At 41.4% G+C, this 11,944-nt stretch carries 9 protein-coding genes, 12 tRNA genes and 1 other annotated feature (1 of these 22 cut by a window edge); of the genes, 19 read left to right on the plus strand and 2 right to left on the minus strand.

Features of this window, described 5'->3' with window-relative positions:
- Positions 1-136: 136 nt before the first annotated feature.
- Positions 137-343 (plus strand) — a binding site (T-box leader).
- 46 nt (positions 344-389) lie between these two features.
- From ileS to gatB, 4 genes are read left to right on the plus strand one after another with little or no spacing between them, the layout of a single operon-like run.
- Positions 390-3,503, plus strand: coding sequence for an isoleucine--tRNA ligase (gene ileS, locus QME45_13205; protein ID MDI6619603.1), 3,114 nt, complete (start codon positions 390-392; stop codon positions 3,501-3,503).
- Between the two features lie 55 nt (positions 3,504-3,558).
- Positions 3,559-3,849 (plus strand): Asp-tRNA(Asn)/Glu-tRNA(Gln) amidotransferase subunit GatC, encoded by a 291-nt coding sequence (gene gatC, locus QME45_13210; protein MDI6619604.1) that lies wholly within the window; start codon positions 3,559-3,561, stop codon positions 3,847-3,849.
- Positions 3,850-3,858: 9 nt separating this feature from the next.
- Positions 3,859-5,316, plus strand: coding sequence for an Asp-tRNA(Asn)/Glu-tRNA(Gln) amidotransferase subunit GatA (gatA, locus tag QME45_13215; GenBank protein ID MDI6619605.1), 1,458 nt, complete (start codon positions 3,859-3,861; stop codon positions 5,314-5,316).
- A gap of 1 nt (position 5,317) precedes the next feature.
- Complete coding sequence (gatB, locus tag QME45_13220; protein ID MDI6619606.1) at positions 5,318-6,742, plus strand: Asp-tRNA(Asn)/Glu-tRNA(Gln) amidotransferase subunit GatB; 1,425 nt, start codon at positions 5,318-5,320, stop codon at positions 6,740-6,742.
- A gap of 137 nt (positions 6,743-6,879) precedes the next feature.
- Here gatB and QME45_13225 read toward each other — a convergent pair whose 3' ends face one another.
- Both QME45_13225 and QME45_13230 read right to left on the minus strand, forming a co-directional pair.
- Entirely contained in the window at positions 6,880-7,047 is a 168-nt protein-coding gene (locus tag QME45_13225) for a hydroxymyristoyl-ACP dehydratase (protein MDI6619607.1), read from the minus strand.
- Positions 7,048-7,110: 63 nt separating this feature from the next.
- Positions 7,111-8,643, minus strand: a complete 1,533-nt coding sequence (locus QME45_13230; protein ID MDI6619608.1) for a hypothetical protein — start codon at positions 8,641-8,643, stop codon at positions 7,111-7,113.
- 312 nt (positions 8,644-8,955) lie between these two features.
- Between QME45_13230 and rph the strand changes: the two genes are divergently transcribed.
- The 15 genes from rph to QME45_13305 all read left to right on the plus strand — a co-directional run.
- Positions 8,956-9,702 carry a ribonuclease PH gene (gene rph / locus QME45_13235; protein ID MDI6619609.1) on the plus strand — a complete coding sequence of 249 codons (747 nt, stop codon included), beginning with the start codon at positions 8,956-8,958 and terminating at the stop codon, positions 9,700-9,702.
- Positions 9,699-10,301, plus strand: coding sequence for an XTP/dITP diphosphatase (locus QME45_13240; GenBank protein ID MDI6619610.1), 603 nt, complete (start codon positions 9,699-9,701; stop codon positions 10,299-10,301). The genes rph and QME45_13240 overlap by 4 nt, the downstream gene beginning before the upstream one ends.
- Before the next feature lie 60 nt (positions 10,302-10,361).
- Complete coding sequence (locus QME45_13245) at positions 10,362-10,832, plus strand: metallophosphoesterase (GenBank protein MDI6619611.1); 471 nt, start codon at positions 10,362-10,364, stop codon at positions 10,830-10,832.
- 68 nt (positions 10,833-10,900) lie between these two features.
- Positions 10,901-10,976, plus strand: a tRNA-Pro gene (locus QME45_13250).
- Between the two features lie 13 nt (positions 10,977-10,989).
- Positions 10,990-11,063, plus strand: a tRNA-Gly gene (locus tag QME45_13255).
- Between the two features lies 1 nt (position 11,064).
- Positions 11,065-11,141: transfer RNA gene (locus QME45_13260), tRNA-Arg, on the plus strand.
- Between the two features lie 7 nt (positions 11,142-11,148).
- Positions 11,149-11,225 (plus strand) — tRNA-His (locus QME45_13265).
- A gap of 10 nt (positions 11,226-11,235) precedes the next feature.
- Positions 11,236-11,312 (plus strand) — tRNA-Gln (locus QME45_13270).
- Positions 11,313-11,316: 4 nt separating this feature from the next.
- Positions 11,317-11,392: transfer RNA gene (locus QME45_13275), tRNA-Lys, on the plus strand.
- Positions 11,393-11,411: 19 nt separating this feature from the next.
- Positions 11,412-11,495: transfer RNA gene (locus tag QME45_13280), tRNA-Leu, on the plus strand.
- A gap of 38 nt (positions 11,496-11,533) precedes the next feature.
- Positions 11,534-11,609, plus strand: a tRNA-Gly gene (locus tag QME45_13285).
- 6 nt (positions 11,610-11,615) lie between these two features.
- Positions 11,616-11,689 (plus strand) — tRNA-Gly (locus tag QME45_13290).
- Between the two features lie 15 nt (positions 11,690-11,704).
- Positions 11,705-11,781 (plus strand) — tRNA-Arg (locus QME45_13295).
- Between the two features lie 18 nt (positions 11,782-11,799).
- Positions 11,800-11,875, plus strand: a tRNA-Lys gene (locus QME45_13300).
- Positions 11,876-11,884: 9 nt separating this feature from the next.
- Positions 11,885-11,944, plus strand: a tRNA-Lys gene (locus tag QME45_13305) (it continues 116 nt past the right edge of the window).

Here is an 11,944-nt window from a genome sequence, read left to right on the forward strand (position 1 = left end):
ATCAAAACTCTCATAATGCTCATTCGTCGCTCAAAATAACATAATCCTATTTATGACTGATTTCAAATTGTGAATTGAAGATCTGTAAGCGAAATTATTGACAAATTGTGATATTTAGTCATATAATGAAAAACAGATAATGGCTATGAAAAGGAAGAGTAGATATTATTTAAGTTGAAGAGAGCCGGCGCAGGTGGAAGACCGGTACGGTATAATATTGAAAATCACCCTTGAGCTGTATATTGAATTCAAAGTAGATGTTACCGGCTGCTCACCGTTAAAGGGGCATAGAGGGCAGTTTGCCAAATCAGGTGGTACCGCGGAATAACCCTTCGTCCTGTTATGTTTTACGGATGAAGGGTTTTATTATTAGTAAGGAGGAGATTATGATGTATAAAAAGATTTCATCTTCCTTGAACTTTATTGCGATGGAAGAGGAAATATTAAAATTCTGGGATAAACAGGGAATATTTAAAAAAAGCGAAGAGAAGAACAAAAATGGCAAGAGTTTTACTCTTTATGACGGTCCCCCGACTGCCAATGGAAGACCTCACATAGGGCATGTGCTGACAAGGGCCATGAAGGATATAATACCAAGATACAAGGTAATGAAAGGGTATAAAGTTTTAAGAAAGGCTGGGTGGGACACCCATGGGCTGCCGGTTGAACTTGAGGTTGAAAAACAGCTCGGCATTTCAGGAAAACCTCAGATAGAAGAGTACGGTGTTGAAAAGTTCATAAAAAAATGCAAGGACAGCGTGTTCACATACGCAAATGAGTGGAAGGATATGAGCCATAGGGTAGGTTACTGGATAGATATGGATAACCCATATGTAACCTATCATAATGATTATATAGAATCTGTATGGTGGGCGTTAAGGCAGATCTGGGATAAGGGACTTTTGTATAAAGGCTATAAGGTTGTACCTTATTGCCCGAGGTGCGGTACGGCTCTGTCCAGCCATGAAGTCGCCCAGGGGTACAAAGATGTGGTTGACTCATCCATATATGTAAAATTCAAAGTAAAGAATATGGATGACACATATTTTCTTGTGTGGACGACAACACCGTGGACGCTTCCGAGCAATGTGGCCCTTGCTATAAACAAGAAAGAAGATTATGTAAAGGCAAAGTACCATGACCAGTATCTGATTCTTGCCAGAGCAAGGCTGCCGCTTTTAAATGATGAAGCGGATGTCGTAGAGACATTCAAGGGTGAAAAAATCCTGGGAATGGAATATGAACCTCTCTATAAATTCGCTAAATTGGATAAAAAAGCTTATTATGTAGCTAACGGAGACTTTGTAACACTGACGGAAGGGTCAGGGATCGTCCATATTGCACCTGCTTTCGGTGAAGACGACTTCAACCTCGGAAAGAAATATGATCTTCCTATGCTCCAGTTAGTTGACACTCAGGGAAAAATGAAGGAAGAAGTAACTCCATGGAGGGGCATGTTCGTAAAGGATGCTGACAAACCTATAACAGAGAACTTGGATGAGAGGGGACTTCTGTTCAAGAAAGAAAAGCATGAGCATTCATATCCTTTCTGCTGGAGATGCGATACGCCCCTTTTATATTATGCAAGAGACACATGGTTTATAAAAACAACGGCGGTTAAGGATAAGCTGCTTAGAAATAATGAAACTATTAACTGGTATCCTGATAATATCAAGAGGGGAAGGTTCGGAAATTTCCTGGAAAATGTGATAGACTGGGGAATAAGCAGAGAAAGATACTGGGGGACTCCTCTTAATATATGGGAATGTAAGTGCGGCCATAGAGAATGCATTGGGAGTATAAAGGAATTAAAGGAAAAGGGAATAAATGTCCCGGGCAATATAGAGTTGCATAAACCGTATATAGATGCCGTAAAGCTTAAGTGTCCCATATGCGGAAGGGAAATGAAAAGGGTGCCTGAGGTTATAGATTGCTGGTTTGATTCGGGATCGATGCCTTTTGCACAGTGGCATTACCCTTTTGAGCATAAAAAAGAGTTCGAGGAGAATTTTCCTGCGCAGTTTATAAGCGAGGCCATCGATCAGACCAGAGGATGGTTTTATACTCTCCTCGTAATATCGACTATTCTATTTGACAGGGCATCATTTGAAAACTGTTTAGTACTTGGGCTTGTACAGGATAAATACGGGCAGAAAATGTCAAAGCACAAAGGAAATGTGTTAAGCCCGTGGGATGTATTGAACAAGGAAGGGGCCGATGCCACAAGGTGGTATTTTTATGCCGCTTCGGCACCATGGCTGCCGTCGAGATTTTATGAAGAGGGCGTAAGCGAATACCAGAGGAAATTCATGGGGACGCTTTGGAATGTTTATGCATTCTATGTGCTTTATGCGGAAATAGATCATTTCGATCCCAATGATTATAAATTAGAATTATCGAATGTAATGGATAAATGGATAATATCCAAACTTAATTCGCTTATAAAAACCGTTGACGGGTACTTGGATACTTACAGGATTACCGAGGCAGCCAGAACGCTTTCCGATTTTATAGATGAATTATCGAACTGGTATGTGAGAAGAAACAGATCGAGATACTGGCAGAGCGATATGAACGCCGATAAGATCGGGGCATATATGACTCTTTATACGGTTCTTGAGAAGTTTTTAAGGCTGGCGGCTCCTTTTGTGCCGTTTATAACGGAGGAGATATATCAGAATATAGTCAGGAGTATAAATCCATCGGCGCCCGTCAGCGTGCACCTGTGCAGTTATCCTGAGTGCAATGAAGCTCTCATCGACAAAGACCTTGAAGATGAAATGGATACCGCATACAGGATCGTGGAGCTCGGAAGGGCATCGAGGAATGATGCGAATATTAAAAACAGGCAGCCTCTGTCTGAAATGCTGGTTTTCTTCAGAAAGGGAATCCTTCCGGACTATTATGTGGATATAATAAAGGATGAGCTCAACATCAAGAAAGTTGAGTTTAGAAATGATGTGGGCGATTTTGTAGATTACAGCTTGAAAATAAATTATCCTGTTTTAGGGCCCAAATATGGGAAGCTAGTTCCCAAAATAGGCGAAGCCCTTAAGAAAGTACCTGCTGCAGAAGCCGCGGCAAAGCTTAAAAGGGAAGGTTCCTTCAACATAAATGCCGCAGGCGAAGAGATCGCTTTAACTTCCGACGACGTAAAGATAAACATAAAAGGCAAGGAAGGTTTTACATTTGAAACAAATGGCGATATATCTATAATATTGGATAAAACTCTTACGGAAGATCTCATAAAAGAGGGTTATGTAAGAGAAGTGATAAGCAAGATACAGAATATGAGAAAAGATTCGGGATTTGAAGTTTCAGACAGGATAAAGTTTTATTATTATGGAAACAGCAAACTGGATAAAATCATAAAGGATAATTTAGACTATATTAAATCCCAGACCCTTTCGGATACCGTTTCCGAAGATGAAAACGCCGATGCCGAATATACAAAGTGGAGCTTAAACGGCGAGAAGCTTTATATGGCGGTTAAAAGAATATAAATAAAAAACATGTTCGAGGCTGTTTTACCAATATTTTTGAAGGGTGGTTTAGCATATGGAAGTAACTATTAAAGATGTACAGTATGTAGCTGAACTTGCAAGGCTCAAGTTCAGCGAAGATAAGCTTTTGAAATTCACGAAGGATTTAAATGACATTGTAGGTTATGTCGACAAGCTAAACGAATTGAATACGGATGACATACCTGTTTCGGTAAACCCTGTTTTTATCCAGAATGTTTTCAGGGAAGATAAGAAAGGCGAGAGCTTAAATAGCGAAGAGGTGCTTAAAAATGCGCCCGACAAGCAGGATGGCTACTTTAAAGTGCCTAAGATAATTGAAGGGTAGGGATGGTCTATGTATACTATTCATGAGCTTCACGAAAAACTTAAAAATAAAGATTTATCGGCTAAAGAAATAGCAAGCATGTATATAAAAAGGATAGAAGAGCAGGATGGCATAATTGGTGCATACCTGGAAAAGAATTTTGAAAATGCATTAAATGATGCCCAGAAAGTGGATGAAAGGATATCGAAAGGCGAGGAAATAAAAGACGTCGAAGGCATACCCGCCGCTATAAAGGACAATATTTGCACGAACAGGGTAAAGACGACATGCGCTTCAAAGATGCTTGAAAATTTCATTCCTCCGTATGACGCAACAGTTATAGGAGATTTGAAAAAAGACGGAGCCTTGTTGCTCGGGAAAACAAATATGGATGAATTCGCGATGGGATCATCTACTGAAAATTCCGCATTTAAGCTTGTAAGGAATCCGTGGGATACAGAGTGCGTCCCCGGAGGTTCCAGCGGAGGGTCGGCCGCAGCGGTAGCATCAGGAGAGGCGGCATTTGCACTAGGTTCTGATACCGGCGGTTCCATAAGGCAGCCTGCATCGTTTTGCGGGCTGGTAGGCATAAAGCCTACTTACGGGCTTGTGTCGAGATACGGGCTTGTAGCTTTTGCTTCATCACTTGACCAGATAGGTGCTTTTACAAAGGATGTTGAAGATATGGCCGTAGTTTTAAACTCTATAGCGGGCTATGACGAGAAGGATTCGACATCATATAAAATGGATAAGAAGGATTATAGAAAAGCGCTAGGCGGAGATGTCAAGGGCATGAAGATTGGCATACCGGCGGAGTATTTCAAGGAAGGCATAAGCAGTGACGTGAAGAGCAGCGTGCTCGATGCCGCAAAAGTATTTGAATCCTTGGGAGCAGAAGTCGTCGATATTTCCCTGCCGTATACGGAATATGCGCTGGCGGTTTATTATATCCTGGCAAGCGCCGAGGCCAGCTCAAACCTTGCCAGGTTTGACGGAATAAGGTATGGATACAGATCAAAGAAGTTTGAAGACTCCATAGATATATACATAAATTCGAGGACGGAAGGCTTCGGCGATGAAGTAAAAAGAAGGATAATGCTTGGAACATATGTCTTATCGGCGGGATATTATGATGCGTATTATAATAAGGCATTGAAGGTAAGGACACTTGTAAAGCAGGATTTTGAAAATGCATTTAAAAAATGCGATATCCTTATTTCTCCAACTTCGCCTACCGTCGCATTCAAGATAGGAGAGAAAATAAATGATCCCCTTTCGATGTATATGTCGGATGTGTGCACAGTGCCCATAAATATAGCAGGAATATGCGCATTATCTTTGCCCTGCGGGATGAGCTCGAACCTTCCGGTCGGAATGCAGCTCATAGGAAATTATTTTGAAGAGGAAAAATTATTGAAGGCTGGTTATGCATACCAGATGAATACCGATTGGCATAAAATGAATCCTGAGCTAAGAGGTGGAAAGTAAAATGAATTACGAAACTATAATAGGACTGGAAGTTCATGCGGAACTATCCACAAAGACAAAGATATACTGTGGATGTACTTCAGAATTCGGAGGGCAGCCGAATACCCATTGCTGTCCCGTATGCTTGGGACTGCCCGGAAGCCTTCCTAAAATCAATAAAAAAGCAGTCGAATATGCAGTTAAGGCCGGGCTTGCGCTTAACTGCAGCATAACGAGGGCGTCGCGCATGGCTCGTAAAAATTATTTTTACCCTGACTGTCCTAAGGATTATCAGATAACCCAGCAGGATTTTCCACTGTGTGCCAATGGATTTATAGAGATAGAAACCAAAAACGGCCCGAAGAAAATTGGAATAGAGAGGATACATATTGAAGAAGATGCAGGAAAGCTTTTACATGTAAGGGACGGGTCCCTTGTCGATTATAACAGGGCAGGTGTTCCTCTTATCGAAGTAGTCTCGAAACCCGATATGAGATCACCGGAAGAAGCCAGACTGTATCTTGAGAAACTCAAAAGCATCCTCTGGTATATAGGTGTTTCCGACTGCAAGATGGAAGAGGGTTCTTTAAGATGCGATGCCAATATATCCATAAGGCCTGAAGGTGAAGATAAATTCGGAACCAAAACAGAAATAAAAAACATGAATTCGTTTAAAGCTTTGGAGAAAGCCTTGGGATATGAAAGAACTAGGCAGAAGGAGTTGCTGGACGGCGGAGGGACCGTTCATCAGGATACGCGAAGATGGGATGATTCCAAGGAGATGACTTTTGTAATGAGGAGCAAGGAACATGCCCATGATTACAGATATTTTCCTGAACCGGATTTAGTCGCAATAAGCATAAGCGACGAATGGATAAAAGAGATAGGGCAAAGTATCCCTGAGCTTCCCGATGATAAGAAAAAGAGGTTTATAGAGCAGTATAAACTTCCGGAGTATGATGCGGATATACTGACATCATCAAAAAAACTGGCAGATTTCTTTGAAGAATGTGTTAAATATACAGATGATGCAAAGTCGGTAAGCAACATTATTATGGTGGAAATGCTAAGGCTCATGAATGAAAAGGGCGTGGAAATAGAAGGGCTGAAAATAACTCCTCAGCATATAGGAAAACTCGTAAATTTGGTTAACAAAAAGACTATAAGCAGCACTGCAGCCAAAAAGGTTTTTGACGAGATGTTCACAACCGGTAAGGATCCTGACGCTATTGTAAAGGATAGGGGTTTAATCCAAAATAGCGATACCGATTTTATAAAGGGAATAGTGCTGAAAGTCTTATCTGAGAATCAGCAGTCGGTTGCAGATTATAAAAACGGCAAAGACAGGGCATTGGGCTTTCTGGTAGGAAGGGTAATGAAAGAGTCAAAGGGGAAAGCAAATCCTGCCATTGCAAACCGGATATTGAAACAGGAACTTAGTAAATAAGCATCCGGTTTAAAACGTTTTCAAGCGGGGGAATTACTACAGTAAATTAGGGGAAAGGACTGTCGCAAAATAACTGATTATAGAGGCACATCTTAAAAGCCGCTTAGTATAGTTATATATATGCAGCAGTCCTTTTTTCATTTTTCATCTTTATTGCACTCCCTACCCGGGGTATTTTGTTTTTGCTTGAAATATGCGCAGTCAGATCCTGAATCCGTAAAATTCGTCATGGTGCTTATAATGTTTAATGTACATTTGCCGTTGCTTTCATAAATGCAATTTGCAGAACAATTGATATTTGTCATAGAGGGCAGCCTCCTTTATGTTATTTTGTACAATAACATAAATTTTATTACTGTGTTAAAAATCTAGAATTCGGCGCCGTCTTTGCTGTAAAAGCATTCAATTTCAGGATAGTTCATCTGCAGCATTTCAAATGCCAGGCATAAAGCATATTCTGAATAAAAACTTGAGCTATTGATGCTAAAATTGTTCTTCTTTGTTTTGTAAGTGAATTTTTTAGCGAACACCGGCGCAATTTCGATATCCAGATGATCCGGTATGTCGCTGTCCGAAAATGGGGAATCCACTTTGCCGTCTTTGAATCTTTTATTGTTAAACAGCGTTTCAAAATCGCTGACTGATGGCGGAGCAAACCTCGACTGCGATATCTTGGAATTGTTCACGGCATTATTAAAGTAATAGATGAGCTTGCTTTTTGCATCGCCTGCCATGTCGCCGTCTGCGAAAAGGCGCAGCGAATTCAGCCCGGCGATAACAAAACTTACATCCCTTGCCGTATACCTGTATTTATCATCGCTGTCAAGCGCATAAAGGCAAGCATTTGAGTTCCATAATAAGTTAAGCTTTCTATATAGAGCTTTCGCCGTATTCAAGAACTTCTCTATGCCGGTAAACCTGTATGACTCCATGAGCGTTTTAAGAACCATGAAGCAGGTGGAGTTTGAGGAAAGCTTGTTTTCATAGGGAAATCTCAAAACGTTACCCGACATATCTATCCTCGAATCGAGTTCAAGCGCAAGGCTTGTAATGAAATTTGCCGCATCCGGCTTGCTTTCACATAATCTGCAGTATTCTATGGAGGCAGATATAACACTGCATATGTCCTTGGTTTTGCTTTCAAATATTTCGTCGTATGAATCCTTGAATACAACGTATAGTTCATCTGCGTATTTTTTAAATTCCAGAGAAAAGCCCTCATCCTCAAACATGGGATAATCCGGGTTCTTGCATGCGTATGAAAGCATGGAAAATGCCTTGAGCATCAAGGCCTGGTCGGAAATATCGGGCTGTTCTTCCTGATCTTCAAGTACAGGATCACCATAGGGGTTTTCACTTATATCTTTCTTTGAAACAAATAATCCATCCTCATTTCTTAGATAATCCGATGCAAATTTTCCCTGTATTTTTGCAGAGTTTATCAAGAGGTGCGAATCGACGATTTTGCCATTTATATTTTTGCTTTCCCTGTAACACCCCTTCGCGCAGTTATGAAAATATTTGGCCAGCATTATTTCATCCATTATCAGGTAAGCCTGCGACGATGGTGTAATTGTTTTTTTGAAAGAGTTGTCGTCCCATAAGTAATTTTGGTAATCGTCTATATTTCCGTTATATGCATTGCAGTAATGAGGGTTTCCCTTTTTATAAACCGCCCTGAGGACTGTCATGTTTTCATGAACATTTAGCTCATCTTTTTTTATATCATTTGGATTCAGCCATTCTCTTACCATATTCTCGTCATAGTTCCATGGTATACCGAAGCCTGACATAAAAGCTACCGACAGGACGCAGCACTGTGAATACCACAGGGACTGACAGAGTATCTGGTTCAGCGAAGGAGCGTTTTTACCATTTTTGTATTCCCTTATACTTTTCAAATTCCCACCACCTGTTTTTTATGTTGGTTTTATTTAACATTGTGATATAATTATTAAGTGCAAAGTATGTTTATTATAATTATTTTGAGTATTCTAAAATCCATGAAGTAACTCGTATTTTTTATATAAAATCCCGATAAAATCATTGCTGTAGCTGTGGTGCATCGAAATTATATTAAAAATATGCACCCAAGTAGTTTAAAAGATAGTATTGCGGATAAAAATAATATTCATATATAATAATATGAGTGTACTGATAAGAATTAGTCTTTATTATTGCTTATTTTATTAAAATGAAGGAAGTGTTTTTTAATGGAAAGGATAGATGGAAGGAAATATGATGAAAAAAGGAATGTTAAAATAACCAGAAATTACAACCTGTATGCAGAAGGGTCAGCGCTTATAGAAGAGGGGAATACAAAAGTTATATGCACAGCTTCCATAGAAGATAAGGTCCCTCCTTTCTTAAAGGGAACAGGCGAGGGATGGATAACATGTGAGTATGGAATGATCCCGAGGTCTACCAAAGCAAGAAGGACAAGAGAGTCATCAAGGGGAAGAGTCGATGGGAGAACTATGGAAATACAGAGGCTGATCGGCAGGGCGTTAAGGTCCGTCGTTGACCTCAAATTACTGGGTGAGAGAACCATATGGATAGACTGTGATGTTTTGCAGGCCGACGGCGGAACCCGCACGGCATCTGTCACAGGTTCGTTCATAGCTCTGGTTGATGCGATAAATAAACTGGATGAGACAGTCAAGTTTCAAAAATATCCGTTGAATGATCACGTAGCGGCGATAAGTGTCGGCATCGTAGACGGGGAAAAGCTGCTTGACCTTTGCTATGAGGAGGATTCGAGGGCTCAGGTTGATATGAATATCATAATGACCGACAGCGGCGAATTTGTGGAGATACAGGGAACAGGCGAGCAGAAACCATTTACGAGGGATGATATGGACATATTGATTAAGCTGGGCGAAAAGGGCATACGCGAGCTGATACTGCTTCAGAAAGAATCTCTTAAGGAATCAGCGGCGAGGATAGGAAAAGACAGATGAATACTTTGTTGATAGCCACAAAAAATCAGGGTAAGGTTAAAGAAATAAAAGAGATTTTATGGGATTTGCCTTATTTGATAAAAAGCCTGGAAGAATTAAAAATCGATGTTGATGTAATGGAAGATGGCGATACATATGAAGAGAACGCATTAAAAAAAGCAGAGGTTGCGTTAAAAATATCCGGCATTCCGACGATGGCCGATGATTCGGGATTGGAAATCGATGCCCTCGGAGGCGCTCCAGGCATTTATTCCGCAAGATTTGCCGGCGTGCATGGTGACAGTTTAAAAAATAATAATAAAGTACTTGAATTAATGAAGGATATTCCTTATGATAAAAGAAGTGCGAAATTTGTCGCAGCAGTTGTATTATTATATCCTGATGGCAGAAAAATAGTCACCAGGGGCGAAATAGACGGGTATATCGCAAATGAACCTGCAGGTGAAAACGGTTTTGGATACGACCCTTTGTTCTATGTGCCTGAATATAATAAAACATTTGCGGAACTTGGTGAAAATATAAAAAACAAGATAAGCCACAGGGGTAAGGCCCTTAGGGCTTTAAAAGAAAAATTGAAGATTGCCTGTTCAACTAATTAATCAGGCTGATTTCAAGCGATTATTTATATAATAATTGGCAGCTTACAGGGGGTAAATATTTTGAGAATAGGGGTATTCAGCGATACTCATGGTGATACTTATGCTTTAAAAAAGGCCATCGAAAAAACAGGCGAAGCCGACCTTTTAATCCATTTAGGCGATTACTGCAGGGATGCCGAAAGCGTATCAAAAGAGTTAAAAAGAGAAATAATATGTGTAAAGGGCAATTGCGATTTTAACCCGTATGTCAAAACGGATAAAATAATTACGGTGGAGGGTAAAAGGATATTGCTCACCCATGGGCATAAATACAGCGTCAAGTATGATTACACGGACATTTGCTTCAAGGCAATAGAGGAAAAGGTAGATGCTGTTTTTTTCGGACACACGCATTTTGCCGAAGCTTTTGAAAAGGATAATATACTTTTTTTAAATCCGGGAAGTTTATCGCTTCCAAAAGGCGATGCGGAAACATATGCTGTTGTTACGATAGATAGCGGCTTAATCGTGCCGAGCATTCAGGAACTTTAGATTTTTTATATTATTGGTATTGACCTGATTTAAAAATTCATGTATACTATATTTTGTTGTCAAGAAATCGGGGTGTGGCGCAGATGGGAGCGCGCGTGGTTTGGGACCATGAGGTCGCAGGTTCAATCCCTGTCACCCCGACCAGGTTGATAATATTGCGGGTGTAGCTCAATGGTAGAGTTCCAGCCTTCCAAGCTGGATACGTGGGTTCAATTCCCATCACCCGCTCCATGCGCCTGTAGCTCAGTTGGATAGAGCAACGGACTTCTAATCCGTGTGTCGGACGTTCGAGTCGTCTCAGGCGCACCATAATATGGTGGGTGTAGTTCAGTTGGCTAGAGCGCCAGGTTGTGGCCCTGGAGGCCGTGGGTTCGAGTCCCACTACCCACCCCAATTATTATTTTGGGATGTAGCCAAGTCGGTAAGGCACGGGACTTTGACTCCCGCATTTCGTAGGTTCGAGTCCTGCCATCCCAGCCATTATGAGCCACTAGCTCAGTCGGTAGAGCACATGACTTTTAATCATGGTGTCCGGGGTTCGATTCCCCGGTGGCTCACCAATTTTATACTGTTTTGTTTGCGGGCGTGGCGGAATTGGCAGACGCGCTAGACTTAGGATCTAGTACCATGTGTGTGGGGGTTCAAGTCCCTTCGCCCGCACCATTGTTGTTTTTTAGAATATGCTGTTATTCATTGACGATGCGGGAGTGGCTCAGTTGGTAGAGCGTCACCTTGCCAAGGTGAACGTCGCGGGTTCGAGTCCCGTCTTCCGCTCCAGAATATGCGGGTGTAGCTCAATGGTAGAGTTCCAGCCTTCCAAGCTGGATACGTGGGTTCGATTCCCATCACCCGCTCCATTTTTCAGCCATCAGGCGCCCATAGCTCAGGTGGATAGAGTTACAGACTTCGAATCTGGAGGTCGTAGGTTCGAGTCCTACTGGGCGCACCACAAAGATAGATAAATTATGGGTCATTAGCTCAGTTGGCAGAGCACCTGACTCTTAATCAGGGTGTCCAGGGTTCGAGTCCCTGATGACCCACCATATAAATTCGGGCTATTAGCTCAGTTGGCAGAGCACCTGACTCTTAATCAGGGTGTCCAGGGTTCGAGT

Source organism: Clostridiales bacterium, assembly GCA_030016385.1.
Lineage (GTDB): Bacteria > Bacillota > Clostridia > Clostridiales > Oxobacteraceae > JASEJN01.

Coding starts and splice junctions, on each gene's coding strand:
- ileS (MDI6619603.1), top strand. CDS start 390: ATGTATAAAAAGATTTCATCTTCCTTGAACTTTATTGCGATGGAAGAG.
- gatC (MDI6619604.1), top strand. CDS start 3,559: ATGGAAGTAACTATTAAAGATGTACAGTATGTAGCTGAACTTGCAAGG.
- gatA (MDI6619605.1), top strand. CDS start 3,859: ATGTATACTATTCATGAGCTTCACGAAAAACTTAAAAATAAAGATTTA.
- gatB (MDI6619606.1), top strand. CDS start 5,318: ATGAATTACGAAACTATAATAGGACTGGAAGTTCATGCGGAACTATCC.
- QME45_13225 (MDI6619607.1), bottom strand. CDS start 7,047: ATGACAAATATCAATTGTTCTGCAAATTGCATTTATGAAAGCAACGGC.
- rph (MDI6619609.1), top strand. CDS start 8,956: ATGGAAAGGATAGATGGAAGGAAATATGATGAAAAAAGGAATGTTAAA.
- QME45_13240 (MDI6619610.1), top strand. CDS start 9,699: ATGAATACTTTGTTGATAGCCACAAAAAATCAGGGTAAGGTTAAAGAA.